Source organism: Streptomyces sp. NBC_01077 (assembly GCF_045162855.1).
Taxonomy (GTDB): domain Bacteria; phylum Actinomycetota; class Actinomycetes; order Streptomycetales; family Streptomycetaceae; genus Streptomyces.
Map to the genome: position 1 here is coordinate 2,596,261 of NZ_CP108669.1, position 25,227 is coordinate 2,621,487.

Genomic DNA, 25,227 nt, shown 5'->3' on the forward strand with positions numbered 1-25,227 from the left:
ATCCGGCCGCCGTGTGGCCGAAACTCACCCTATTGGGGGCGAGTTGAGCAACTTTCGGTAGTGAATACGGTCGTACGGTCCGTCCATGCGACGCTCGACGACCTCATAGCCGTACCGCTCGTAGACCTTCTGGTTCTCCCACATCATCGCGTTGGTCAGCAGCCTGACCTCCGGAAGCCCGAGCTCGCGCGCCCGGGACTCCACGAAGCCGAGCAGCCGGCGGCCCAGGCCGGTGCCCTGGGCGTCGGGGTGAACGGCGACGTTGTCGAGATGGAGGTGGTCGGCCTCGGCCCTGAGGACCACGAGGCCGACCACCGGGTCACCGGCGACGAACACCCGCCCGGCGGCCACGTCCGCCGCGTGGTCCGCCTCCATCGGGGCCGGTACGAGACCGATGCGGTCGATGTAGTGGTGATAGGCCGCGTCGGTCACGGCCTTCACCCTCGGGACGTCGGAGCTCGTCGCTCGGCGGATGTCCTGTGTCATGCCGACACGTTACGACGCCGGACGACCACCTTCCTCAGCAGCGGCCAGGCGAGCAGGAGCACGACGACCGTGTACACGGTGATCGAGAAGGGCGTGTTCACCAGACCGGTCACCGAACCGTCGCTGATCTGCAGGGCGCGGCGCAGCTGCTGTTCGGCGGCCGGGCCGAGGATGACCCCGATGACGGCCGGAAGGACCGGGAGTCCGTAGCGCCGCATGCCGAGCCCGATCAGGCCGATGACCAGCAGGATGACCAGGTCGAGCGCCTCGCCGCCCACCGCGTACGCGCCGACGGCGGCGAAGAAGAGGATGCCGGCGTAGAGGTACGGGCGCGGGATGCGCAGCAGCTTGGCCCAGACGGGCGCGAGCGGCAGGTTGAGCGCGAGCAGCAGCACCATGCCGACGAACAGCGAGGCGATGAGGCCCCACACCAGGTCGGGCTCCCGCTCGAAGAGCAGCGGACCGGGCTGGATGCCGTACTGCTGGAACGCCGCCAGCATCACGGCGGCGACGGCCGTCGTCGGCAGCCCCAGGGTCAGCATCGAGACGAGCGTCCCGGCCGCCGAGGCCGAGGCCGCCGACTCGGGTCCCGCCACGCCCTCGATGGCGCCCTTGCCGAACTGCTCCTTGTGCTTCGAGAGACGCTTCTCCGACACGTACGAGAGGAAGGTCGGGATCTCCGCGCCCCCGGCCGGGATCGCACCGAACGGGAAGCCGATGAGGGGGCCGCGCAGCCAGGACTTCCAGGTGCGCCTCACATCGTCCTTGCCCAGCCAGGGACGCCCGACCGGAATCGCCTCCCCCGCCGTGCGGCGCAGGTGCGCGGCGACCCAGAGGGCCTCGCCGATGGCGAAGAGTCCGACCGCGACGATGACGACGTCGACGCCGTCGGCGAGCTGGAGCGAACCGAAGGTGAGGCGTTGCTGCCCGGTCATCTGGTCGAGGCCGACCAGGCCGATCGTGAGGCCGATGAGCAGGGAGGCGAGACCGCGGATGCGGGAGGAGCCGAGGACCGAGGTCACCGCGATGAAGGCGAGGACCATCAGGGCGAGGTAGTCGGGGGCGCCGATGTCGACGGCGAGCGCGGCGACCGTCGGGGCGAGGACGACGAGCAGGATCGTACCGATCATGCCGCCGGCGAAGTGGCCGATGGCGGCCGCGGCGAGCGCCTGCGCGCCCCGGCCCGCCTTCGCCATCGGATTGCCCTCGATGGCGGCGACGACGGCCGCGCTCTCCCCGGGCGTGTTGAGGAGGATCGAGGTGGTGGAGCCGCCGAACATGGCGCCGTAGTAGATGCCGGCGAACATGATGAACGCGCCGGTCGGTTCGAGGCCGTAGGTCACCGGGAGCAGCAGGGCCACGGCCATGGCGGGGCCGATGCCGGGCAGGACGCCGATGGCGGTGCCGAGGAGCACGCCGATGGCGGCCCAGAGCAGGTTCATCGGGGTGAGTGCGGTGCCGAAGCCGTCGATGAGGGAGTTCAGGGAATCCATGGATCAGATCACTCCCATCAGCGGACCGCCGGGCAGCGGGACGCCGAGCAGTGTGTCGAAGACGACGTAGGTCAGGAGCGAGAGGGCGGCCGCGATCAGCGGGTCGCGGTGGAAATGGCGGCTGCCGAGCGCGTAGGCCGCACCCCAGAAGAGGAGCGCTCCGGCGACGGGGAAGCCGACGGGGCCGATGAGGACGGCGAAGGCCAGGAAGACACCGGCGAGGAGCAGGACCGTACGCCAGTCGGCGGGCTCGGTCAGGTCGACGTCCTCACCGGCCTCGGCCTCGCCGCGGCCGCCGCGCAGGACGTCGACGGAGAGGAGGACGGCGACGACGAGCAGTCCGCAGCCGACGATCAGGGGGACGGTGGCGGGGCCGACCGGGCCGCGGCCCGCGAGGTCGGCGTCGAGGGTGAGGGCGTCGGTGAGGACGAGCACGCCGAGGGCGAACAGCAGGACTCCGACGCCGAGTTCGGACCGCTCGCGGAGCCAGCTCTTCAGGGGCGCGGTCTTCGAGGTCTCTGCCTTCGAGGTCTCGTTCGTCGAGGTCCCGGTCGTCGAGGTCTCGGTCTTCAAGGTCTCGTTGTTCGTGGTCTCGTTGTTCGTGGTCACAGCCCGAGCTCCTTCAGAACGGAGCCGACACGGCGGTCCTGCTCCGCGAGGAAGGTGCCGAACTCCTCGCCGGGCAGGAAGGCGTCGTTCCAGCCGTGGGTCTTCAGCGACTCGCGCCACTGCGGGGAGTCGCGCAGTTCGGTCACCAGGGTGACGAGCTTCTCGCGCTCGGCGTCGGAGAGGCCGGGCGGGGCGACGATGCCGCGCCAGTTGGTGAACTCGGTGTCGAGGCCCGCCTCGCGGAGCGTGGGGGCGTCGAGGCCGGGGACCCGCTTCGGTCCCGTGACGGCGAGCAGGCGCAGCTCGCCCGCCTTGATCTGGTCGAGGTACTCGCCGACGCCGGAGACGCCGAAGGCGACCTTGTCGCCGAGGATGGAGGCGAGGAGCTCGCCGCCACCGTCGAAGGGGACGTAGTTGACGTCCTTCGGGGCGATCCCGGCGGCCTGGGCCATCAGCATCGGGGCGAGGTGGTCGGGGCCGCCGGGCGAGGAGCCGCCGCCGACGGGGAGCTTGCCGGGGTTCTTCCTCCAGGCGGCGAGCAGCTCGTCGATCGTCCGGTACGGGGAGTCCTTGCCGACCACGACGATGTCCTGCTCCTCGGTGAGCCGGGCGATCGGGGTGGTGTCGGCGAGGGTTCTGGGGGTCTCGTTGGTGTGGACGGCGCCGACGACGCCGAGGCCCATGGACATGGCGAGCCGGCCGTTGCCGCGTTCGCCGACGAGCCGGGTGAGACCGACGGTGCCGCCCGCGCCGGGCAGGTTGAAGACCTCGACGTCGCCGGTGAGACCGGCTTCCTCGGCGTTCTTGGCGGCGGTGCGGGCGGTGATGTCGTAACCGCCGCCGGGGGTGTTGGGGACCATGAAACGCAGGCCGGGTATCTGGGTGCCGGTGTCGGAGCCGCTGCCGGGACTGAGCAGTGGCGGACCCACCAGCACCAGGAGCGCGGCCCCGAGGAGGGCGAAGGGGGTGCGCAACCGCACGTGTGCCGCCTCTCAGGTAGAAGGGAAATGGGGGTGTGAGGTGGCCCACATGTTGCACGTACGTGAAGAAGCTGTCTCTCTTCCGCAATCAACGGACGTTGTGGTCGTTGTGGTCGGGACCTAGCGTGGGTCGTCGTGACGAACGTGCTGGTGGTGGACGACGACTTCATGGTCGCCAAGCTGCACTGCCGCTATGTGTCGGCGGTGGCGGGCTTCACGGTGTCCGGGGTCGCGCACAGCGGCGCCGAGGCCCTGCGGGCGGCCGAGCGGCTCAGGCCCGACCTGGTGCTCCTCGACGTGTTCCTGCCGGACATGGACGGCATCCAGGTGCTGCGGGAGCTGCGCGCGGCGGGCCTGGGCATGGACGCGCTCTTCATCACGGCGGCGCGGGACGTGGGCACGATCCGTGAGGCGCTGCGGGCGGGGGCGCTGCACTATCTGATCAAGCCGTTCAGCCAGGCGGCGCTGCACGAGCAGCTCCGCCATGTGGCGTCGCTCCGCAGCCGCCTCGACGAACTCGACGAGGCCCGCCAGGAGGACGTCGACCAGATCTTCGGCACACGCCCCCGCGGCTCCCGGGAACTCCCGAAGGGCCTGGCCGCCCACACGGCCGACCTGGTCGACTCGGTCCTCCGCGCCCACCCGGAGGGCCTCTCCGCCACGGAGTGCGCGGAGGCCGGCTCCCTGTCCCGGGTGAGCGCGCGCCGCTACCTGGAGTACTTCGCGGAAACGGGCCGCGCGGAGATCACGCTGCGGTACGGGGGGACGGGACGGCCGGAGCGGCGGTACCGGCGACTGGGGTGAGGCCTCTTACGAGGAACGACCGCCGTTCCGGTACTGGTGGAGAAGTTCTTCGGCCCGGACCGTCCAGGGGTGCGTCGGGCCCAGTACTCGGGTCCGTCCCTCCACGAGGATCTCTCCCTGCTCGATCGCGTCGGCGTGGTGTCCCAGGGCATGGAGGACAGCGCTGAGGGTACGTCGCGCGTTGAGGAGCAAGGGATAGTCCGGGGCATAGATGCGTCCGTACCCGGAAACAGCCTTGCGTGCGTGGGGCAACGCTTCAGCAGGTCTCTCCGCGGCGGCGAGTGCGTACGCGTAGTTCAGTTCGGCTCCGAGTGTCATGGGGTGTTCCTCCCCGGCGGCGCTCCGGCAGTCCGCGACGACGGCGGGACCCGTGGCGAGGATCTCGTCCCGGTCCGGAAGTGCGCCCGCATCCGGGTGCGCGGCGAATTCCAGGAGGCACTTCCGCGCGATCAGCGTGAGCGGGTGAGATGCGCCCAAGGCCTGCTCCCGGCCTTGAACCGCTCGCCTCGTCAGAAGGATCGCTTCCTGGAGTCGACCGAGGTTGAAGAACGGGCCTCCCAGCCGCAGACACGCCTCCAGCGTGTCCGGAGCATCGGGTCCGAGGACTCGCTCGCAGTCGTCGAGCACCTCTCCGCAGACGACCTCGGATTCCTCGAAGCGTCCGAGCCGAAAGAGGGCGCGGCCCACCCTCATGCGGAGCCTGAGGGCGAGCACGTTGTCGGCGGGCAGGCGCCGGGTGACGAGTTCGAGGGCTTCCTTCGCCAGGGTGAGCGCGGAGGCGTAGTCCCCCGACCTGTGCACGGCGATGACGAGCCGGAGGGCGCAGTCGGCCGCTCCCTCCACCACGGCGGGGTCGGCATTCCAGCCGACCACGCGCCGGAGGAACCCGGTGACGTGGGGAGCGAGCAGAGTCACCGCAGGGTCCTGGACCCCCCGTTCGGGCACCTCCGGCAGGAGGGTCCTGAGCAGGCGGGTGGCCGTCGTCGCGAGCCGTTCGCGCTGGTCGTCGGGGGTGGCCCGGGCGACGCTGTCGAGAAGGATCCCGTGGACGCGCAGACAGCGCACCCGGCCCGGCACGAGCTCGGTCAGGGAGTGGTCGAGGAGTCCGCGGAGCGCGGATTCGACACGGGACGGGTGGAGTTCCGTGCCGAGGTCGGCACCGGAGAGGAGGGTGAGCGGGAGCGGGTCGCCGGCCCAACAGGCGAGCAGGCGCAGCAGGGCGGTGGCCTCGGGGAGCCCTTGAGCGGTGAGCGCGTCGAGGGAGAGCTGCCAAGTGCGGCTGAGCAGGTGGCGGGACTCGGCGCCTGTCTCGGCGCCCCGGTCGAGGAGTTCGATGGGGTGGAAGCCCGCACCGCCGTCGAGTCCGTGCCGGTAGTCGGCGAGGTTCCAGGGGTCGATGATCTGGTGGGCGAGGAAGCCGCCGGCGAGGGTGAGCGCCAGGGGAAGGCGCCCGAGACGGTCGGCGACGTCCGCCGCCTCCTCCGCGCTCCCCGCGTGGGGGGCGAGGTCCTGGAGGACGAGAGCGGCGTCCTCGCGTGGAAGGACACCGAACTGGAGGAGCTCGGCGCCCGGCCACCAGTGGGCGGCCGCCTGGCGGGTGGTGACGACGACGATGCCGGCGGGGCTGGTGCGCAGCCACCCGCCGTCGCGGAGGACGGCAGGGGTGTCGGCGTTGTCCAGGACGAGTATCCAGGGCCGTTCGGAGGCGTCGAGGTGGTGCCAGACGAGGTCGGCGGCGGGACGCAGCCCGCTCCTCGCACCGGTGAGTTCGGCGTCGGTGGCGCCCCGGTCTGCCGCGACGGCGAGCATCCCGGCGCGCAGGGAGGCCGGGTCGGAGGCGTTGACCCAGAGTCCGATGCGCCCGGCGTGGTCGGTGGCGTGACGGAAGAGGGCATGGGCGACGGCGGTCTTGCCGCACCCGCCCATGCCGTGGAGGACGTAGGCGCGGTTGCCGACACCCGGCTCGACGGCGGCGCGGAGACGGTCCATCTCGCCGACGCGGTCGCGGAGTACGACGGGGGTGCGGCCGACCGCCGGGTGACGGACCGAGTCGGGGCCCGCCCACTCGGGGGCGTGGTGATGGTGCTCGACGATGTGCTGGTCGCCCGAGGCCTGGTACACCCGTCCGTACCCGTCGGCCCGTGCGTCGTTGGCGCCGCTCATCGCTGATCGATGTGCTGGTCGCGGCCTGCCTGGTACACCCGGGCGTGTCCGGAGGCGGTGGCCTGCTGCGTCACCGACGGGACGTCGGGCGTGAGGGGCTGCAGCTCGTCCATCAGCCTCCGCAGCGCCGCGGCCTCCTCGGGGTGGGTCACGAGCAGCCGCCGGATACGGCCCTGCCACTCCACCCCCAGTTCGCCGCCGGTCTCGGCGTCGCCGCCTGCCTGCGCGGCCAGCAGGTCCGTCCGGGTCACCTCGAGCTCGGCGGAGATCGCCTCCGCCCGCTCCGGCTCGGCACGGCGCCACAGCGAGGTGATCCCTTCGCTGACGCGCTGCCACGCCTCGGTCGTCAGCAACGTCACCAAGGTCGTCCCCGCCGTGCCCGCCAGCACGGCCAACTCCGCGTCCAAGAACCCTCCCCCTCCGGCCTGTTGTCACCTGTCGCCCCAGAGTATCCGGGCAGGCCCGGACAACGCAGAGAGAATCCGCCAACCACGGGGCGGGGCACCGGCCCTTGTCTGAGCCGCTGCTTAGCGGTTCCTTAAAGCGGTCCTAAGGATCGCCGTATCCCGCTCTCCAGCGGGTTCTTCGCGGATTCGGGCAGCTAGCTTTCTGGGCACCCCCCCACATCACCCTCGTGAAGGAGCTGTCCCCCCATGACCTCTCGCCGTACCGCCGCCGTCACCGCCACCGCGGTTCTGGCCCTCTCCGGGCTCGCCTCCGGGCCCGCGTTCGCGCACGGGTCGATGACCGATCCGGTGAGCCGGGTCTCGGCCTGTTACGCGGAGGGGCCCGAGGCGCCGAAGTCGGCGGCCTGCAAGGCGGCCGTGGCGGCGAGCGGTACGCAGGCGTTCTACGACTGGAACGCGGTGAACATCGCCAACGCCGCCGGCAAGCACCGTGAGCTGATTCCGGACGGCAAGCTGTGCAGCGCGGGCAACGACAAGTACCGGGGGCTCGACCTGGCGCGGGCCGACTGGCCGGCGAGCAGCCTGAACTCCGGTGCGCACACCTTCCGTTACAAGGGGACCGCGCCGCACCGGGGCTCGTTCGCGCTGTACGTGACGAAGGACGGGTACGACCCGTCGAAGCCGCTGAAGTGGTCCGACCTGGAGGGCAAGCCGTTCGCGACGGTGACCGACCCGCGGATGGAGAGCGGCGACTACGTCTTCCAGGGCACGGTGCCGAACAAGTCCGGCCGCCACCTGATCTACTCGATCTGGCAGCGCTCCGACTCCCCCGAGGCCTTCTACACCTGCTCGGACGTCGTGTTCGGGAAGGACAGCGGCGGTACGGCCCCGGCACCGACCGCCTCCGCGCCGAGCGACGAGCAGATCGAGGAGGGTCAGGACGAGTCCTCGGTCGAGCACGGCGGGCACGGGGACGGTGACGCCTCCACGGGTGCGGAGGAGACGGCGGCGCCGACCGAGCAGCCGGGCCGGGCGAGCCGGGAACCCGGCCCGTCCGCCGAGCCCGAGGGCGTCGAGACGTCCTCCGCCGCGCCCAACGCGCCCGCCCCCGCCGCCGGTTCGGGCTCCGGCTCCGGTGAGGTGCTCGCCGAGACCGGTGGCGACGCCACCACGCCGTATCTCGCGGTCGGTGGCGCCGCCGTGCTCACGCTCGGTGCGGCCGTGCTCTTCGGGTCGGCCCGGCGGCGCCGTACGCAGGGCTAGTCGGGTCAGCCGACCACAGAGAGGCAGGTGGTCGGGGTCGCGTGGGCCGGGTCGAGGGCGTTGGCCACCTCGTGGAAGGTGACCCGGTCCACCGTGCCGATCGCCACGTGCTCGGACAGATCGAGCGCGCACTTGTCCTGGATGAGGACGTTGGTGACGTTCGGGCCGCTCAGGAACTGCGAGCGGTACGGGGTGACCACCTCGTCGTACTGGGTCGCGATGACGTGGTAGCGGACGCCGGGCACGGTGTCGCCGCCCTCGTTGAGCTTGGTGATGAAGGACGAGCCGGCGATCTGGTCGGCGAGGCCGGGGGTGTTGGCCTTGATCAGGTCCTCGGCGCCGGGGAAGTACGGCAGCAGCTTGGTGAGGCCGAGCAGGGTGGTGCCGTGGTTGTCGGGGGCGATCCCGACGAGCGCGTTCACCTTCTCGGCCCCGCCGAGGAACTTGAGGTACCAGCGGGGCATCATGCCGCCCTGCGAGTGTCCGACGAGGTCCGCCTCGGGGGCGCCCGTGGCGGCGAGGACCTGGTCGACGTACGTGTCGAGCTGTCCGGCGGACGCGGCGATGGGCCCGAGTCCGTGGAAGAACGGCACGTTCGGCAGCTGACCGTAGTCGAGCGAGAAGACGCAGTAACCGCGGTTGACCAGGTAGGGCGCGAGGCCCAGCCAGTTGTCGACGGAGTTCCCGAGGGTCCCGTGGACGAGGACGACGGGGCGGGGGTGCGCGGCGGAGGGCTTGCAGGAGTAGTCGTTCCAGCCCCGGCTGGTGGTGGCGGTCTCGGCCTGGGCCGAGGCGGCGGTCGGGGCGAGCGTGGCGGCGGCGGTCAGCAGCAGTACCGACAGCGCTCTGACGGCGTGTTTCCAGGGCAGCATCGGGCGATCTCCTTGCGGCTCAAGGGGATGGTGGGGGTGCTACGCCCTGCGGTCCGGACCACAAGTGGGGATGCGCGGTGGGGATGCGCTTCAAGCCAAGCTACGCACGGGTAGCCTTGGCTGGGAAGTTACGCGTCGGTAAAAAGTGATGTGTCGTCACAAGAGCCTGGTGAAACGCCCGTCAGGCCGCCAGCGACCCCGGCAGCACCGCTCGCGGACCGAATTTCGCCCGTGCCTTGTCCGCCACCGCCTCGATCCGCCGGGCCTTCTCGTCCGCCGGGTCCAGGGACAGCTGGTGCGCCGCCCCCTCCGCGCCCGTCAGGCCCTCGGCGCGCAGGGCGATGCCCCGCACCCGGGCCCGCTGGAGGCCGAAGGAGTCGTGGACGGCGTACCCGAGGGTGGTGAGCGCCGCCGAGTGGGCGGTGGGTTCGGGCAGGGTACGGCTCCGGGTGGTCGTGGTCCGGTCGGCGTACCGCACGGTGACGGCGAGCGAGCGGCACACCTGCCCCTCCGTGCGCAGCCGGGTGCCCAGCTCCTCGGCGAGCGAGAGGAGGGCCCGGCGCTGCTGCGTCCGGTCGGTCTCGTCGCGCGGGAAGGAGCGTTCGGCCGCGACCGACCGGGAGACCGCGTGCGGGACGACGGGGGTGCGGTCGACGCCCCGGGCCCGCTCCCACAGCTCACGGCCGGTCTTCGCGCCGACGAGCCGCTGGAGCACGGCGAGCGGCGCGTCCGCGACGCGGCCGACGGAGTCGAGTCCGTAGCCACAGAGGGTACGGGCGGTGGCGCGGCCGACGCCGTCGAGCGCGACGACCGGCCGGTCGCGCAGGAAGGCCGCGGGGTCCTCGACGACCAGGGTGACGCCGGGCCGGGCCTCGCTCGCGGCCATCCGGGCCAGCATCGGGTTGGGCCCGGCGCCGATGACGCAGTCGACGCCGTACAGGGCGAGGGCCCTGACCCGGATCACCGAGGCGAGCTCGGCCGGGCTCCGGTCGAAGTAGCGCAGTGCACCGCGCACGTCGGCGAGCGCCTCGCAGGGCGGGGCCGCCTCGACGACGGGGGTGAATTCGGCGAGCAGGTCGACGAGCCGGGGGAAGAGCGCTTCGGCCCCTCCCTTTCCGAAGGCGGGGAGTTCGAGCCGGAACCGTACACAGAGGATCATGCCGCTCTCCCCTCTCCCACATCCGGTACCCGTGTCCCTGTTCGGTGCCTTACGCCCCCACCTGCTCTCTCACCCTAGAGCATGTTCGAATATTTGTGCGAGTCGATTGGATGAGGACTCCACCACCCCCGTCAACCAAGGTTGACGCAAGGCGGATGTCAACGTAAGTTGACGACATGACCGATGCGACCGATCTCGCCGCACGGGCGGGCGACCGCGACCCACGGGTCGGGCTACGGGCCGTCTCCGCCCTGAGGCGACTGCTTGAACAGCTGGAAGCCGTCCAGGTGCGCAGTGCGCGCAACCAGGGGTGGTCGTGGCAGGAGATCGCGACCGAACTGGGAGTCAGCCGGCAGGCCGTCCACAAGAAGTACGGGAGGCAGTGATGTTCGAACGGTTCACGAAAGCCGCACGCGCCGTGGTGAAGGGCGCGGTCGAGCACGCGGAGCGGGGCGGCGCCACGGTCGTCACCCAGGAGCATCTGCTCCTCTCCCTGCTCGACGGGGAGCACACCCGGGCGACGGACGCGCTGCGCACGCTGTGCCCGCCGGACCGCCGGACGTCCCTGCTGGCCGCCCTGACCGACGCCCGGCGCCGCGCGGGACTCTCCCGGGCGGACGAGGAGGCCCTGGCGGACCTCGGTATCGACGTCGGTGCGATCGTGGCGCGGGTCGAGGAGACCCACGGCGCGGGCGCGCTGGCGGGCGACCGCAAGGACTCCGGATGGCGGTCGGGTCGACGGTCCTTCTCGCGGGAGGCCAAGACCGTCCTGGAGAAGTCCCTCCGGGTGGCGCTGGCCCGCAAGGACCGGGAGATCGGCGACGAGCACATCCTCCTGGCGCTCACCACGACCGGCGGGGTCGTCGCGGAGGTCCTGGCCGACCACGGCGTCACGTACGCCTCCGTCGACACGGCGGTCTCCAGGGCGACGACCCCCTGACACTCGCGGGCTCAGCCCGCCGATCCCGGGCTGCTGTGCCACAACTTCCGTCCGCTCGGGGCCCCTTCGCCCGCCGGCTTGAGGTCGGCCCAGGGGTTCATCTCGTAACCGGTGGACATGGTGATGCGCCGGCCGGAGTCACCGTTGCCTCCGGCCGGGACGGCCTGGTCGGCAGGGTCGGTCGGGGTAGTCGGGGCGGCCGGGTCGGTCGGGGCGGCCGGGTCGGGTTCCGCGAGCCGTTCGCCCACCGCGTCCAGACCGCCGGACGCCCGGAGTTCGACGAGTTCGGCGAGGTTCCAGGCGGCGGCGCCGACCACGCTGACGCTGCGGGGGCCGCGCCGCTGCACCACGCCCCGGACCAGGAGCAGCCAGGAGTGGAAGACGGTGTGGGCGCAGCGCTCGTGGGCGTCGTCGAAGAAGGCGAGGTCGACCAGGCCGGTGCCGTCGTCGAGGGTGGTGAAGATGACCCGCTTGCCGGAGCGGATCGGCGGGGTCTGGGTGGCGGCCTTGGCGCCCGCGACGAGGACGGTCCTGCCGTGCGGGGTCTCGCGGAGGCGCTGGGCGGAGACCACGCCGAGTTCACGCAGGAAGGCGTGGTGGTCACCCATGAGGTGGCGGGAGGCGTCCATGCCGAGGATGCCGAGTTCGGCGCTGAGGCGTTCCGTCTCGTCGAGGTCGGGCAGGCCGACGGGGGCGGTCTTCCCGCCCTGGGCGAGCGGGAGTTGGCCGCCGTGGGAGGCGGCTCCCCGCTGGATGCGCCGGAGTTCGGTGAGGTGGAGGAGGAGGTCTCGACGGTTGGCGCCGAAGGCGTCCAACGCGCCGACCTGGGCGAGCCGTTCGGCGACGGGGGTGCGGGGGCGGGCCCGTTCCCAGAAGTCGAGGAGGGAGGCGTACGGCTGTCCGGCCTCGATCCGCCCGCTCTCGGCCTCGCTGATGCCGTGCACGTCGACGAGGCCCAGCCGGAGCCCCCACCGCACGGGAGAATCAGACACCAGTTCGATACAATGGGCGACCGCCGACCTGTTCACATCCAGCGGCAGTACCGGCACTCCCCGCCGCCGCGCGTCCGCGAGCAGCAGCCGCTTGGGGTACATGCCGGGGTCATGGGTGAGCAGCCCGGCGTAGAAGGCGGCCGGGTGGTGCGCCTTGAGCCAGGCGGACTGGTACGTCGGTACGGCGAAGGCGACGGCGTGCGCCTTGCAGAAGCCGTACGAGCCGAAGGCCGCCACGATCTCCCAGGTACGGGCGACGACCTCGTCCGCGTATCCGCGCGCCGAGGCCTCCCGGGCGAACCAGAGCTTGATCCGGCCCTGCGACTCCGAGTCCGAGAGCCCGCGCCGCACCTGGTCGGCCTCGTCGCGGCCGCAGCCGGTCATGATCCGTACGATCTCGATGATCTGCTCGTGGAAGACGACCACGCCGTACGTCTCCCGCAGCGTCTCCGCCAGGTCGGGGTGCGGATAGCGGACGGGGGCGCGGCCGTGCCGGGCCTCGATGAAGGGGCGGACCATGTCGGCGGCGACCGGGCCCGGCCGGAAGAGCGAGATGTCGACGACGAGGTCGTGGAAGGTGGCGGGCTGGAGCCGGCCGACCAGGTCGCGCTGGCCCGGCGACTCGATCTGGAAGCAGCCGAGGGTCTCGGTGGAGCGGATGAGCCGGTACGTCTCGGGGTCGCCCTCCGGGACCGCGTCGATGTCCGGACGGGTACCGGTGGCCCGCTCGACCTCGGCGACGGCGTGGGCCATCGCGGACTGCATCCGCACCCCGAGGACGTCGAGCTTGAGCAGTCCGAGGTCCTCGACGTCCTCCTTGTCGAACTGGGACATGGGGAAGCCTTCGCCGCTGGTGGGCACCACGGGGGTACGGGTGAGCAGCGAGGCGTCCGAGAGCAGGACCCCGCAGGGGTGCATGGCGGTTCCGCGCGGGAGCGCGTCAAGGGCCTCGACCAGTTCCCAGAGCCGCCCGAACTTCTGCCGCTCGCCCGCGAGTTCGCGTAGTTCGGGCAGTTCGTCGAGGGCGGCGAGCGCGTCGCGGGCGCGGATGTGCGGGAAGGCCTTGGCGATCCGGTCGATCTCGGCCGGGTCCATGGAGAGGGCCGCGCCCACGTCCCGCACCGCGTGGCGGACCCGGTAGGTCTCGGGCATGGAGACGGTGGCGACGCGCGCGGTGCCGAAGCGGTCGATGATCGCCCGGTAGACCTCCAGGCGGCGGGCGGACTCCACGTCGATGTCGATGTCGGGCAGGGCGGTGCGGCGCTTGGAGAGGAAGCGTTCCATCAGGAGGCCGTGCTCGACCGGGTCGGCGTGGGCGATGCCGAGGAGGTGGTTGACGAGGGAGCCGGCGCCGGAGCCGCGGGCGGCGACCCTGATGCCCATCTCCCGTACGTCGTCGACGACTTGGGCGACCGTCAGGAAGTAGGGGGCGAAGCGGTGGTGGGCGATGACGTCCAGTTCTCGGTGCATCCGGTCCCAGTAGGCGCCCCGTTTCTCGTACCCCTTGAGGATCATTCCGGCGGCGGCCCGGGAGGTGAGGACGCGCTGGGCCGTGCGGTGCTCGGCGCCGACGAGGTGCGGTTCGGGGAAGTGCGCGGAGCCGATGCCGAGGTCGTCCTCGGGGTCGACCAGGCAGGCGGCGGCGACCGTCGCGGTCTGTTCGAGGAGCCGGTGGGCGGTGTCCCGGCGGAAGCCGGCGGCCTCGACGATCCGTTCGGCGGCGGCCAGCATGTCGTCGGCCCCCTTGAGCCAGGCGGAGCCGCTGTCGAGCTCCTTGCGGGGGTCGACGGGGACGAGGCGGCGGGCGGAGTCGAGGACGTCGGCCACCGGGCCCTGGCCTGGGTCGGCGTACCGGACGGCGTTGCTGAGGACCGGCCGGACGCCCTGCTCGGCGGCGAAGCCGACGGTACGGGCGGCGAGCCGCAGGGAGCCGGGCCCGGTGCCGGGGCGGCCGTGGTCGACGGCCGCGAGGCGCAGCGCGTCGCCGTACCGCTCGCGCCAGGGGGCGAGCAGTCGGACGGCGCGGTCGGGGCGGCCGGCGGCAAGGGCGCGTCCGACGTCGGACGCGGGGCCGAGCAGGACGAGCACGTCGTCGCACAGGGCGGACCAGGGCAGCAGGGGCCGCTCCCCTCCCCCGGCGTGGGCGGCGGTGATCATCGCGCAGAGCGAGGCCCAGCCGGTGCGGGAGCGGGCGAGGAAGAGGGCGCGGGGCGCGGACTCGTCGACGAAGGCCCCGCCGCGGACGGGCACCCGCCGTATGTCCTGCGGGCCGCCGCCGGACGCCCGCGTCCGCACCGGTGTCTGCGCCGGCACCGTCGCCTCGTACCCGAGGTCCACGCCGAACAGTGGGCGGACCCCCGCCTTCGCGCATGCCTTGGCGAAGCGGATCGTGCCCGCGAGGGTGTCGCGGTCGGTCAGGGCGAGCGCGTCCATGCCGCGCTCGACGGCACGCGCGGCCAGGCTTTCGGGGTGGGAGGCGCCGTAGCGCAGGGAGTAGCCCGACGCGGTGTGCAGGTGCGTGAATCCCGGCATGGCGCACCTCCCGGCTCCCGCATCGAAATCGTACGTACGTTCCCACCCCCCCGTTCTTCACCTTAACCCATTTCGAACGTCCGTACGATAAGCCGCACGAGTGACACCCCACCGCTCCCCGAGTCAGCCATTCGGACCCCTCCCACCTGCAGAAACACCCCCTGCCCCGGAGCGTGGGGACATGAGTCTCGTCGACGAACTGAAAAGCGCCGTCACCCCCCGAGCCGCCCTGCTGGTCGTCGGCGTCTTCGCCCTCCAGCTCCTGTTCATCGCCTCGTACGTCGGGGCCCTGCACCACCCCGAGCCGAGGGACGTCCCCTTCGGCGTCGTCGCACCGCAACAGGTCTCCACCCAGCTCGTCGGACAGCTGGAGAAGCTCCCCGGCGCCCCGCTGGACCCCCGTGCGGTCGCCGACGAGGCCGCCGCACGGAACCAGATCCTGAACCGGGACATCGACGGCGCTCTGATCGTCGACCCCGCCGGCCGCACCGACACCCTGCTCGTCGCCTCCGGCGGCGGCACCGTGCTCTCCTCCGCCCTGGAGACGATCCTCACCCAGGTGGAGGCGACCCAGCAGCGCACCGTGCGGACGGTCGACGTGGCGCCCGCCTCGGCGGAGGACTTCGACGGGCTCTCGGCCTTCTACCTCGTCGTCGGCTGGTGCGTCGGCGGCTACATCTGCGCCGCGATCCTCGCGATCAGCGCGGGCTCCCGGCCCGCCAACCGGGAACGCGCGATCATCCGTCTCGGGGTGCTCGCGATCTACTCGGTCCTCGGCGGTCTCGGCGGCGCGATCATCGTCGGCCCGATCCTGGGCGCCCTGCCCGGCAGCGTCGCCGCCCTGTGGGGCCTGGGCACCCTGGTCGTCTTCGCCGTCGGCGCCGCCACCCTCGCCCTGCAGTCGGTCTTCGGGATCGTCGGCATCGGCCTGGCGATCCTGCTGATCGTGGTCGCGGGCAATCCCAGCGCGGGCGGCGCCTTCCCGCTGCCGATGCTGCCCCCGTTCTGGAACGCGATCGGCCCCGCCCTGCCACCGGGCGCGGGCACCTGGGCGGCGCGCTCGATCGCGTACTTCAAGGGCAACGACATGACCGGCTCGATGCTGGTCCTCTCGGCCTGGGCGGTCGTCGGCGCGGCGGTCACCCTGGTGATGTCCTCGCTGAAGCGCAAGCCGGAGTCGGAGCCGATCGCCACGGAACTCGGCACCCCGAGCGACGCCCGGACCCACTGAGAAAAGCTCTGGCCCACCCGCCCACGGGGCCGTTATGTTCGCCGGGCATCACCGATCGCCCCCGAACCGACAAGGCTCTCTGTGACATTCGTTCGCCCCGCCCGTCCCGACGAACTTCCCGCCCTGGTCGAACACCCCGACGATCCGGAACGCAACGCCGCCACCCGCGCGTACCTCACCCAGCTCCTCGACAACGCGTGCACCCGGCCCGAGTGGTGCCTGGTCGCCGAGGACGGCGACGGGCAGCTCACCGGCAGTGTGGTGCTGTGGACCATGCCGGGGCACGAAGTCCCGCTCGCCGTCGTGCTCTTCGAGGCGCCGGCGGACTCGCCGGAGACCGGGTCCGCACTCCTGGACGCGGCGGCCGCCACGGCCGGGGAGCTGGGCGCGACGGAGCTGGAGCACGTCGTCGACTCCCCCGCCCAGGCCCCGCAGTTCCAGCGGAACCCGGAGCGCCGGGGTGAACTGCTGCGCCGGTCCGGATACGCGGTGATCCGCGACGGCCGCCGTTTCAGCCTCCGGCCCCCCGTCGAAGCCGGTGGGACCGGCGGGACCGGTGGGACCGGCGGGACCGGCGGACTGCCCGCCGACGACCCCCGCCTGACCTTCCGCTCGCTCGCCGAACTCGGCCCCGAGCCCTTCGTCGCGGTCCTCGCCGAGCTGCTCGTGGACACCGCCGACGCCCGGCTCGCGGCCGATGTGCAGCGGCACGGCGCCCGGCGCGCGGCCGAGCTGCTCTTCGAGGAGACGGCCCAGCTGAAGCACGAGCCCGAGTGGTGGGAGCTCGGATACGACGCGGACGGCACCGTCGCCGTGATCAGCCTGCCCGCCGAGAACCCCAGTGTCCCGGTGATCGGTTTCGTCGGCGTCGCCCCCGCCCACCGCGGGAAGGGGTACGCCGCCTCGGTCGTGATCCGGGGCACGCGTGTCCTGGTCGCCGCCGGGGCCACGGAGATCCGCGGGGACTGCGACGCCGCGAACGTGGCGATGGCCAGGGCATTCGAGCGGGCCGGGTACGCGAACTTCGCCGACCGGCTGGAGTTCGCCCGCGCCCTCTGAGCCGTACGTACCGCAGGCCTGTGGCACGTACGGGAGGCCGCCCCGCGCTTCCTCGCGCGGGGCGGCCTCCCGTGTCCGTCCGGCGGTCACGCGCCGTAGTACGCCCGGGTCATCAGTTCCTTCATGTCGTCGATCATCGGCATCCGCGGGTTGGCCGGCGCGCACTGGTCGGCGTACGCGTTCATCGCCTGCTGCGGCAGGGCCGCGAGGAAGGCCGCCTCGTCGACGCCCTCCTCCTGGAAGGAGGCGGGGATGCCGCACCGGGTGCGGAGCTCCTCGACCGCGCGGGCGTAGGACTCCACACCCTCCTCCGGCGTCGCGGCCGGCAGGCCGAGCGTCCGCGCGATCTCCTGGAAGCGTTCGGGGGCCCGGTAGACCTCGGCCTTCGGCCAGGGCACGGCCTTGTGGGTGACGGTGCCGTTGTGGCGGATCACGTGCGGGAGCAGCAGCGCGTTGGTGCGGCCGTGGGCGACGTGGAAGGTGTTGCCGAGGGTGTGGGCCATGGCGTGGACCAGGCCGAGGAAGGCGTTGGCGAAGGCCATGCCGGCGATGGTGGACGCGTTGTGCATCTTCTCGCGGGCCTCGGGCGCCTTGGCGCCCTCCTTCACGCAGGTCTCCAGGTTCTGGAAGATCAGCTTGATCGCCTGGAGGCACTGGCCGTCGGTGAAGTCGTTGGCGTAGGCGGAGACGTACGCCTCGGTGGCGTGGGTCAGGGCGTCGAAGCCGGAGTCGGCGGTGACGGTGGGCGGCAGGTTCAGCGGCAGCACCGGGTCGACGATGGCGACGTCCGGGGTGAGCGCGTAGTCGGCGAGCGGGTACTTCTGCGCGGCCTCCGGGTCGGAGATCACCGCGAAGGGGGTGACCTCGCTGCCCGTGCCCGAGGTGGTCGGGACGGCGACGAGCCTGGCCTTCTCGCCGAGCTGCGGGAAGCGGTAGGCGCGCTTGCGGATGTCGAAGAACTTCTCCTTGGTGTCCGCGAACTCGACCTCGGGCCGCTCGTACATCAGCCACATGATCTTCGCCGCGTCCATCGGGGAGCCGCCGCCGAGGGCGACGATGGTGTCCGGGCGGAACTCCCGCATGGCGGCGGCGCCGGCCTGGACGGTGGCGAGTTCCGGGTTGGGCTCGACGGAGTCGATGACCTGGATCGTGACCGGTTCCTCGCGGCCGTTGAGGATGTCGGCGACCTTCCGGACGAAGCCGATCTCGCCCATGGTCCGGTCGGTGACGATCGTGACCCTCTTCAGACCCTCCATCTCTCCGAGGTAGCGGATGGCGTTGCGCTCGAAGTAGATCTTCGGCGGCACCTTGTACCACTGCATGTTGGTATTGCGCCGTCCGATCCGCTTGACGTTGATCAGGTTGACCGCGGTGACGTTTCCGGAGACGGAGTTGTGTCCGTACGAGCCGCAGCCGAGCGTGAGGGAGGGGAGGAAGGAGTTGTAGACGTCGCCGATGCCGCCGAAGGTGGAGGGGGCGTTGACGATGATCCGGATCGCCTTGACGCGCCTGCCGAACTCCTCGGCGAGCTCCTCGTCCTCGGTGTGGACGGCGGCGCTGTGGCCGAGGCCGTGGAACTCGACCATGCGGGCGGAGAGTTCGAGGCCGTGCTCGGTGGAGCAGGCCTTGAGGGCGGCCAGGACCGGGGAGAGCTTCTCGCGGGTGAGGGGCTCGCCCTCGCCGACCTCGGCGCATTCGGCGAGGAGGATCGAGGTGTTCTCGGGGACCTCGAAGCCGGCCTGTTCGGCGATCCACCGCGGGGACCTGCCGACGACGTCCGCGTTGAGCTTCGCGCCGCCGCAGTCGGTGGAGTGGGCGGTGGTGCCGAAGACGTACTCCTCCAGCTTGGTCTTCTCGGCGGCGGTGACGACGTGGGCGCCGAGCCGTTCGAACTCGGCAATGCCCTCCTCGTACACCTCCTTGTCGAGGATGACGGCCTGCTCGGAGGCGCAGATCATGCCGTTGTCGAAGGCCTTGGAGAGCACGATGTCGTGGATCGCGCGCTGGAGCCTGCCGCTGCGGGTGACATAGGCGGGGACGTTGCCGGCGCCGACGCCGAGGGCGGGCTTGCCGCACGAGTAGGCGGCCTTGACCATGGCGTTTCCGCCGGTGGCGAGGATGGTGGAGACGCCCTCGTGGTTCATCAGGAGGCCGGTGGCCTCCATGGAGGGTTCCTCGATCCACTGCACGCAGGCGGCGGGCGCTCCGGCGGCGACGGCGGCGTCGCGGACGATCCGGGCGGCCTCGGCCGAGCAGTGCTGCGCGGAGGGGTGGAAGGCGAAGACGATCGGGTTGCGGGTCTTGAGGGCGATGAGCGCCTTGAAGACCGTGGTCGAGGTGGGGTTGGTGACGGGGGTCATCGCGCAGATCACGCCGACGGGTTCGGCGATCTCGGTGATGCCGTTCAGCTCGTCTCGGCGGATGACTCCGGCGGTCCTGAGGCCGGCCATCGAGTGGGTGACGTGTTCGCAGGCGAAGAGGTTCTTGACGGCCTTGTCCTCGAAGAGGCCGCGCCCGGTCTCCTCGACGGCGAGCTCGGCCAGGTCGCCGTGCGCGCTCAGTGCGGCGAGCGAGGCCTTCTTGACGATGTGGTCGACCTGCTCCTGGTCGAAGGTCTCGAACCGGTCGAGCGCCCCGAGGGCTTCCCGCACCAGTCCGTCCACCATCTCCTTGGCCTCCACGGCAGGCTCTCCTTCTTCGGTCCCTTTTCTCTGATGTCTCCATTCGACACCCGATGACCTGCGAGAAGGGGCGGAAAAGGGCCTGGAGGGAGGGGCCGGAAGTCCCTTTGTGAACGCATTCACAAAGGGACTCCGGTGCCTGTGACCCGGGTCGGCTAGAAGACGCTGACCCCGTAGGCGCTCAGCGCCTCCGTCACGGGCTGGAAGAAGGTCGTCCCACCCGTGGAGCAGTTGCCGCTGCCGCCCGAGGTGAGGCCGACCGCCCGGCTGCCCGAGTAGAGCGGGCCGCCGGAGTCGCCGGGCTCGGCGCAGACGTTCGTGCGGATCAGGCCGGAGACGATGTCGCCGCCGCCGTAGTTCACGGTGGCGTTGAGGCCCGTCACGGAGCCGCTGTGGATGCCGGTGGTGGAGCCGCGGCGGGTGACGGACATGCCGACCGTGGCGTTGACCGCGCTCGTGATGTCCACGCTGCCGACCGTGCCGGACTTGGTGACGGAGCTGTTGGTGTAGCGCACCAGGCCGTAGTCGTTGCCCGGGAAGCTGGACCCGGCGGTGGTCCCGAGGACGGTGGTCCGGGAGGAGTTGGAGTACCAGGTGCCCGCGCCGTCGGTGCAGTGGCCGGCGGTCAGGAAGAAGTAGTTGCCCGCGCTGTCCCGGACGTTGAAGCCCAGCGAGCAGCGCCAGCTGTCGGCGTAGATCGCGTCACCGCCGGATATCAGCTTGTTGAACGTTCCGGGGGTGCGCTCGACCCGGAGGGCGTCCGCGTTCGCGCCCGCCTGCCGCTTGATCTTGGCGATCTCGGCCGGGGTGACGGTGGAGTCGACGGTGACGACCAGCTTGCCGGTGGCGGTGTCGGCGTGCCAGGCGGTGCCGGCCACGTCGGCGGCGCGGACGGCGTCACCGGTCGCCGAGAGGGCGGCGGCGTCGAAGGTGCGGGTGCTCGGTGCGGTGCCGGCGGTAGCGGTGCCGGCGCTCGCGGTGGGGACGGCGAGCGCCGCGGCGGCGGCGAGGCCTGCCGTGACGGCGAGCAGCCGGACGGTTCTCGTGGGGGTGGTGCGCATGATCCTCACTTCTGTTCCTCCCGAGGGGAATCGGGGGCCCGCCGTGGGGTGCCGGGCCCGTGAGGCGCGGCCTGGGGCCGGCGCTGTGGGGGAGTCTCGGGCCGTACGACTTCACGCCGCAAGGGCGCCTTTCGGCCGTACAGCCCTCAACTACCGCACACATCACACGAGTTGAGAGGGGTCAGATCTCGTTCAGCCGCCGCTCCCCCGCCGCGACGGCGGTGTCGAGCGTGTTTCCCGGCGGCGGGAACGGGCAGATGAAGTGGTCGGCGAAGGCGCACGGCGGCAGCAGCGCGCGGTTGAGGTCGACCGTCACCGAGCCGTCCGCCGCCGGGGCCGCCGGGCGCAGGAAGCGGAAACGGTAGCTGTCCCGGCCGCTGGTGGCGTCCGCGAAGACCGCCCACAGCGAACCGTCGTCCTCGACGGCCACCTGGAGGGTGTGCTCTCCGCCGTGCAGTTCGAAGACCAGCTCCCCGGCGAGCCCGAGACCGCGCTCCCGGCCGTCGGCGTTCTCCACCCGTACGCTGCGCGTCTCCTCGTACGGCCGGAAGACGCCGGGCACCACCCAGCGCTCGTCGTACGGGGTGGCCTCGATGCCCCGGAAGGCGGTACGGGCCGCGGAGCCGGGGTCGAAGTCCCGCACGGCCCAGAGCCCTTCGCGCCGCAGCACCACGAGCCGCCGGCCCGCCGACTCGACCCGGGACTCGTGGATCGGGCCGTGGTCGGCGGACAGCCGGACCGTGCCGGTGAACGGCTTGCCGTCGACGGTGAGCCCGCCCTCGGCTCCCGCACTGAGGAGCACCTCGTCGCCGTCCTCCCGCCACTCCCCCGGAACGGCCGGAATTCGCCCCTCCGGGAAGTCCGAGAGCCAGTGGGTGCCCGTGAGGGAGAGCGGACCGTACGAGGAGGAGACCGCGGCCTCCCGCTGCCCGTGCCAGTGCTGCCACTCCTGCCGGGGGTCCGCACCCGCGTCTGTCCCCGCGCCCGTGCCGCTGTCCGTGTCGTTGTCCGTGCTCATGGTGCTCAACCTTTCCATACGGGCTCGGGAAGCCCGAGGTGCGACCGGAGCGTCGTGCCGGAGTACTCCGTACGGAAGACGCCCCGCTCCTGGAGCAGCGGGACGACCCGGTCGACGAAGTCGTCGAGGCCGCCCGGGGTGAGGTGCGGGACGAGGATGAAGCCGTCGGCGGCGTCCGTGGCGACGAACTCCTCCAGGGCCGCCGCCACCGTCGCCGGGCTGCCGACGAAGGACTGGCGACCGGAGGACTCGATGACCGTCTGACGGATCGACAGGCCCTTGGCCTCGGAGAGCGCCCGCCACTTCCGGGCCACCGCGACCGGGTCGGCGACCCTCACCCGGCCCTGGACGAGCGTCGAGTCGGGGTCGGGGTCGACGTCCGGGAGCGGTCCGTCGGGGTCGTAGCCCGACAGGTCGCGGCCCCAGATCTGCTCCAGGGCGAGGATCGCGTTCTGCGGGGAGACCTGCTGCCGGCGGATCCCGGCCGCGTGCTCCTGCGCCTCGGCGTCGGTGTCCCCGAGGACGTACGTCACTCCGGGCATGATCTTCAGATCGCCCGGCTCCCTCCCGTACCGGGCGAGCCGCCCCTTGACGTCGGCGTAGAACTCCCGGCCGGCCTCCACCGTGGAGTGCCGGGTGAAGATCACGTCGGCGGCCGAGGCGGCGAACTCCCGGCCCTCGGCGGAGTCCCCGGCCTGGATGACGACCGGATGCCCCTGCGGGGAGCGCGGGACGGTGAACTCGCCCTCGATCCCGAACTGCGGCCCGCTGTGGGCGAAGCGATGCCGCTCCCCGTCCGGGGTCCAGGAGTCCCACAGCTCCCGGGCGGTGGCGAGGAACTCGGCGGCCCGCGTGTACCGGTCGGACCGGTCCAGATAGCCGCCGCGCCGGAAGTTCTCGCCGGTGAAGGCGTCCGAGGAGGTGACGACGTTCCAGGCGGCCCGGCCCGCGCTGAGATGGTCGAGCGAGGCGAGCCGCCGGGCCAGTTCGTACGGCTCGTTGAAGGTGGCGTTGACCGTACCGGCCAGGCCGAGCCGGTCGGTGACGGCGGCGAGCGCGTTCAGGACGGTGATCGACTCGGGCCGGCCGACGACGTCGAGGTCGTGGATGCGCCCGTTGTGCTCGCGCAGCCGCAGCCCCTCGGCCAGGAAGAAGAAGTCGAAGAGCCCGCGCTCCGCGGTTCTGGCGAGATGCTCGAAGGAGGAGAAGTCGATCTGCGACCCGGAGCGCGGATCGGCCCAGACGGTGGTGGAGTTGACGCCGGGGAAGTGCGCGGCGAGATGGATCTGCTTGCGGCCCTCGTGGCTGCTCATACGCCCGCTCCCGTCGTCACGCGGGTGGGGGCCGCGTACGTTCCGCGTGCCTGGTCCGCGTACTGGCTGACCGGGCGGGCCAGCCCCAGGTGGTCGCGGAGGGTGGCGCCCTCGTAGGCCGTACGGAAGAGCCCGCGGCCCCGCAGCCGGGTCACGGTGTCGGCGGTGAACCGCTCCAGGTCCCGCTCGGGAACGGCCGGCACGAGGTGGAAGCCGTCGACCGCCCCGCCGCCGTGCCAGCCCGCGATCAGTTCGGCGAGCGCCCCGGGCCCGCCCTCGTACGCGTCGAGGTCGACGGTCGCCGAGAGCAGGACGCGCAGTTGCCCGGGGTCCCGGCCGTGGGCGCGTGCCCCCTGGCGCAGTTCGGCGCGCAGGGCCGCGGCCTCCTCCGCGGAGGAGGCCCGGATCAGGGCCACGTCGGCGTGGTGGGCGGCGGTGTCCCGGGCGGCGGGCCGGGTGGCGTCGACGACGGTCACCGGGTTGCCCTGCGGGGGCCGGGGGACGATCGAGGGACCCTTGACCGAGAAGGTCGCGCCCTGGAAGTTCACGTGGTGCAGCTTGCGACGGTCGATGAACCGCCCGGTCGCCACGTCCCGTATCTCGGCGTCGTCCTCCCAGCTGTCCCACAGCCTGCGGGAGACCTCGGCGACCTCGCCCGCCTCCTGCCACAGCTCGGCGGTGGACGGGGCCGGGCGGCGGCCGAAGAGCCTGGCCTCGGCCCCGGTCGGGGAGACCGCGATCCGCCAGCCCGCCCGGCCCCGGCTCACCCAGTCGAGGGTGGCGACGGCGGCCTGCACGTGGAAGGGCTCGGTGTGGGTGGTGGTCACGGTCGGGACGAGGCCGACGGACCGGGTCTCGGGGGCGACCCGGGCGAGGACGGCGAGCGCGTCGAGGCCGGGCCGGGCGAAGGAGTCGTCGTGGGTGAGGAAGTCGAGCGCGGCGGCCTCGGCGAGCCGGGCGAGCGCGACGGTACGCGAGGCGGCGGAGGACGCGGCGGTGCTCGGGAAGTCGCCCGGGCCCGGCGCGAGTTCGGCTGCCAGGTGGAGGGTTCGGGTGCTGGTCATGCGGTCTCTCTCGGTACGGGTACGGGCGCGGGTACGGGGACGGGTCTCGTTCCGGACCCGGTGCGGCTCTTTCGGTACGGAGCGGGCTCGGTCAGTTCTTGGTGCGGGGCAGCCCGGGCGGGTTGATCTCCGACTTCGTCACGGCCTCGCTGTCGAGGCCCCAGCGCTTGAGGACCTGGGCGTAGGTGCCGTTCTCGACGATGTGGTCGATCGCGGCCGCGTACGCGGCGACGAGGCCGCTGTCCTTCTTCGTGGTGGCCGCGATCTTGCCCTGGAGTCCGGCGCCCGCACCGGAGAACTTGCCGACGATCTCGGTCTGTCCGGCGGAGAGCACGTGGTAGGCGGCGACGGGGTTGGGGCCGAGATAGCCGTCGATCCGGCCGGACTGGAGCGCCAGGTAGTAGTCCGAGGTGTTCTGGTAGTACTTGATGTCGACCGGCTTGCGGCCGGCCTTCTCGTTCTGCGCGGACCAGTCGACGAGGATCTTCTCCTGGTTGGTGCCGGAGCCGACGGCGATCGCCTTCCCCGCCACGTCCTCGGGACCCTTCACCGTCCAGCCGGAGCCCTTCTTCGCCTCGAAGGCGAGGTCGTCCAGGCGGTAGGTGGCGAAGTCGTACTTGTCCTTGCGCTCCTCGGTGACGGTCACGTTGGAGAAGACGGCGTCGTACTTGCCGCTGTCGAGGCCGACGAAGAGGTTCTCCCAGGAGACCGGGTTGAACTCGGGCTTCAGACCGAGGGCGTCGGCGACCAGGGTGGCGAGGTCGACCTCGACGCCGATCAGCGTCCTGTCGTCGGTGGCGTGGAAGGCGAGCGGCGGATTGCTGGTGGCGGAGACACCGAGGACGAGCGTGCCTCTCTTGCGGACGGCCTCGGGCAGCTGGGCCGAGAGGGCGTCGACCTTGGGGGTGTGGACGCGGTTCTGCTCGGGGCTCAGGTTGATGCCGTTGCCCTTCTTCCCCTCCGGCTTGATCGTTTCCGTGGCGGCGTCACCGGCGCCGCAGGCCGTGAGGACCCCGAGGGCGGTGAGCGAGGCGAGGGCGGTGAGAACGGTGCGACGGGTCTTCATGGCAGTACTCCTGAAAGGGAAGGGCAGGGAACGG

The 25,227-nt window shown here is 71.9% G+C and carries 21 protein-coding genes; 6 read left to right on the forward strand and 15 right to left on the reverse strand.

From position 1 onward, the window contains the following. Positions 1-24: 24 nt before the first annotated feature. The 4 genes from OG462_RS11550 to OG462_RS11565 all read right to left on the reverse strand — a co-directional run bounded on the left by OG462_RS11550 (position 25) and on the right by OG462_RS11565 (position 3,568). Positions 25-486 carry a GNAT family N-acetyltransferase gene (locus OG462_RS11550; RefSeq protein ID WP_406057030.1) on the reverse strand — a complete coding sequence of 154 codons (462 nt, stop codon included), beginning with the start codon at positions 484-486 and terminating at the stop codon, positions 25-27. After that, positions 483-1,979 (reverse strand): tripartite tricarboxylate transporter permease, encoded by a 1,497-nt coding sequence (locus tag OG462_RS11555; RefSeq protein WP_406057032.1) that lies wholly within the window; start codon positions 1,977-1,979, stop codon positions 483-485. The genes OG462_RS11550 and OG462_RS11555 overlap by 4 nt, the downstream gene beginning before the upstream one ends. Positions 1,980-1,982: 3 nt before the next feature. Beyond that, entirely contained in the window at positions 1,983-2,477 is a 495-nt protein-coding gene (locus tag OG462_RS11560) for a tripartite tricarboxylate transporter TctB family protein (protein ID WP_406066477.1), read from the reverse strand. A gap of 107 nt (positions 2,478-2,584) precedes the next feature. Beyond that, a complete protein-coding gene (locus OG462_RS11565; protein ID WP_406057034.1) occupies positions 2,585-3,568 on the reverse strand; it encodes a Bug family tripartite tricarboxylate transporter substrate binding protein in 984 nt (327 codons plus the stop codon). Between the two features lie 135 nt (positions 3,569-3,703). On the opposite strand from OG462_RS11565, the gene OG462_RS11570 reads away from it, so the two are divergent. Further along, a complete protein-coding gene (locus OG462_RS11570) occupies positions 3,704-4,372 on the forward strand; it encodes a response regulator (RefSeq protein WP_328945445.1) in 669 nt (222 codons plus the stop codon). A 6-nt stretch (positions 4,373-4,378) separates the two neighbouring features. Here OG462_RS11570 and OG462_RS11575 read toward each other — a convergent pair whose 3' ends face one another. Next, a complete protein-coding gene (locus OG462_RS11575; protein ID WP_406057036.1) occupies positions 4,379-6,535 on the reverse strand; it encodes a tetratricopeptide repeat protein in 2,157 nt (718 codons plus the stop codon). Continuing rightward, positions 6,532-6,942 (reverse strand): hypothetical protein, encoded by a 411-nt coding sequence (locus tag OG462_RS11580; protein WP_406057038.1) that lies wholly within the window; start codon positions 6,940-6,942, stop codon positions 6,532-6,534. The genes OG462_RS11575 and OG462_RS11580 overlap by 4 nt, the downstream gene beginning before the upstream one ends. Before the next feature lie 246 nt (positions 6,943-7,188). Between OG462_RS11580 and OG462_RS11585 the strand changes: the two genes are divergently transcribed. Beyond that, positions 7,189-8,205: a lytic polysaccharide monooxygenase gene (locus tag OG462_RS11585; protein WP_406057040.1), complete on the forward strand. Its 1,017-nt coding sequence runs from the start codon at positions 7,189-7,191 to the stop codon at positions 8,203-8,205. A 5-nt stretch (positions 8,206-8,210) separates the two neighbouring features. Here the strand turns inward: OG462_RS11585 and OG462_RS11590 are convergent, their stop codons facing one another. Both OG462_RS11590 and OG462_RS11595 read right to left on the reverse strand, forming a co-directional pair. After that, positions 8,211-9,077, reverse strand: coding sequence for an esterase/lipase family protein (locus OG462_RS11590; RefSeq protein ID WP_406057042.1), 867 nt, complete (start codon positions 9,075-9,077; stop codon positions 8,211-8,213). Positions 9,078-9,258: 181 nt separating this feature from the next. Continuing rightward, positions 9,259-10,236, reverse strand: a complete 978-nt coding sequence (locus tag OG462_RS11595; protein WP_406057044.1) for a DNA polymerase thumb domain-containing protein — start codon at positions 10,234-10,236, stop codon at positions 9,259-9,261. 176 nt (positions 10,237-10,412) lie between these two features. Here OG462_RS11595 and OG462_RS11600 point away from each other — a divergent pair, with 176 nt between their 5' ends. Both OG462_RS11600 and OG462_RS11605 read left to right on the forward strand, forming a co-directional pair. Beyond that, positions 10,413-10,622: a helix-turn-helix domain-containing protein gene (locus OG462_RS11600; RefSeq protein ID WP_030315760.1), complete on the forward strand. Its 210-nt coding sequence runs from the start codon at positions 10,413-10,415 to the stop codon at positions 10,620-10,622. Further along, on the forward strand, positions 10,622-11,176 hold the full coding sequence (locus OG462_RS11605) for a Clp protease N-terminal domain-containing protein (RefSeq protein ID WP_406057047.1): 555 nt from the start codon (positions 10,622-10,624) through the stop codon (positions 11,174-11,176). The genes OG462_RS11600 and OG462_RS11605 overlap by 1 nt, the downstream gene beginning before the upstream one ends. Before the next feature lie 11 nt (positions 11,177-11,187). On the opposite strand, the gene OG462_RS11610 is transcribed toward OG462_RS11605, so the two are convergent. Further along, positions 11,188-14,700, reverse strand: coding sequence for a DNA polymerase III subunit alpha (locus OG462_RS11610; protein ID WP_406057049.1), 3,513 nt, complete (start codon positions 14,698-14,700; stop codon positions 11,188-11,190). A gap of 181 nt (positions 14,701-14,881) precedes the next feature. Between OG462_RS11610 and OG462_RS11615 the strand changes: the two genes are divergently transcribed. Together OG462_RS11615 and OG462_RS11620 are read left to right on the forward strand one after the other, a co-directional pair. Further along, the gene (locus OG462_RS11615; protein ID WP_406057051.1) at positions 14,882-15,931 is read left to right on the forward strand and encodes a DUF3533 domain-containing protein; all 1,050 of its coding nucleotides are present in this window, start codon (positions 14,882-14,884) and stop codon (positions 15,929-15,931) included. Positions 15,932-16,012: 81 nt separating this feature from the next. Continuing rightward, positions 16,013-16,990, forward strand: a complete 978-nt coding sequence (locus OG462_RS11620) for a GNAT family N-acetyltransferase (protein WP_406057053.1) — start codon at positions 16,013-16,015, stop codon at positions 16,988-16,990. A gap of 86 nt (positions 16,991-17,076) precedes the next feature. Here the strand turns inward: OG462_RS11620 and adhE are convergent, their stop codons facing one another. The 6 genes from adhE to OG462_RS11650 all read right to left on the reverse strand — a co-directional run bounded on the left by adhE (position 17,077) and on the right by OG462_RS11650 (position 25,193). Then, a complete protein-coding gene (gene adhE / locus OG462_RS11625) occupies positions 17,077-19,656 on the reverse strand; it encodes a bifunctional acetaldehyde-CoA/alcohol dehydrogenase (protein ID WP_406066479.1) in 2,580 nt (859 codons plus the stop codon). A 170-nt stretch (positions 19,657-19,826) separates the two neighbouring features. Next, positions 19,827-20,741 carry a S1 family peptidase gene (locus OG462_RS11630; protein WP_406057054.1) on the reverse strand — a complete coding sequence of 305 codons (915 nt, stop codon included), beginning with the start codon at positions 20,739-20,741 and terminating at the stop codon, positions 19,827-19,829. 172 nt (positions 20,742-20,913) lie between these two features. Beyond that, a complete protein-coding gene (locus tag OG462_RS11635) occupies positions 20,914-21,750 on the reverse strand; it encodes a DUF1684 domain-containing protein (RefSeq protein ID WP_406057056.1) in 837 nt (278 codons plus the stop codon). A 5-nt stretch (positions 21,751-21,755) separates the two neighbouring features. Continuing rightward, entirely contained in the window at positions 21,756-23,063 is a 1,308-nt protein-coding gene (locus tag OG462_RS11640; RefSeq protein WP_406057058.1) for an NtaA/DmoA family FMN-dependent monooxygenase, read from the reverse strand. Further along, a complete protein-coding gene (locus tag OG462_RS11645) occupies positions 23,060-24,127 on the reverse strand; it encodes an LLM class flavin-dependent oxidoreductase (RefSeq protein WP_406057060.1) in 1,068 nt (355 codons plus the stop codon). Before OG462_RS11645 ends, OG462_RS11640 begins: the two co-directional genes overlap by 4 nt. A 91-nt stretch (positions 24,128-24,218) precedes the next feature. Further along, a complete protein-coding gene (locus OG462_RS11650; protein ID WP_406057062.1) occupies positions 24,219-25,193 on the reverse strand; it encodes an ABC transporter substrate-binding protein in 975 nt (324 codons plus the stop codon). Positions 25,194-25,227: the final 34 nt, after the last annotated feature.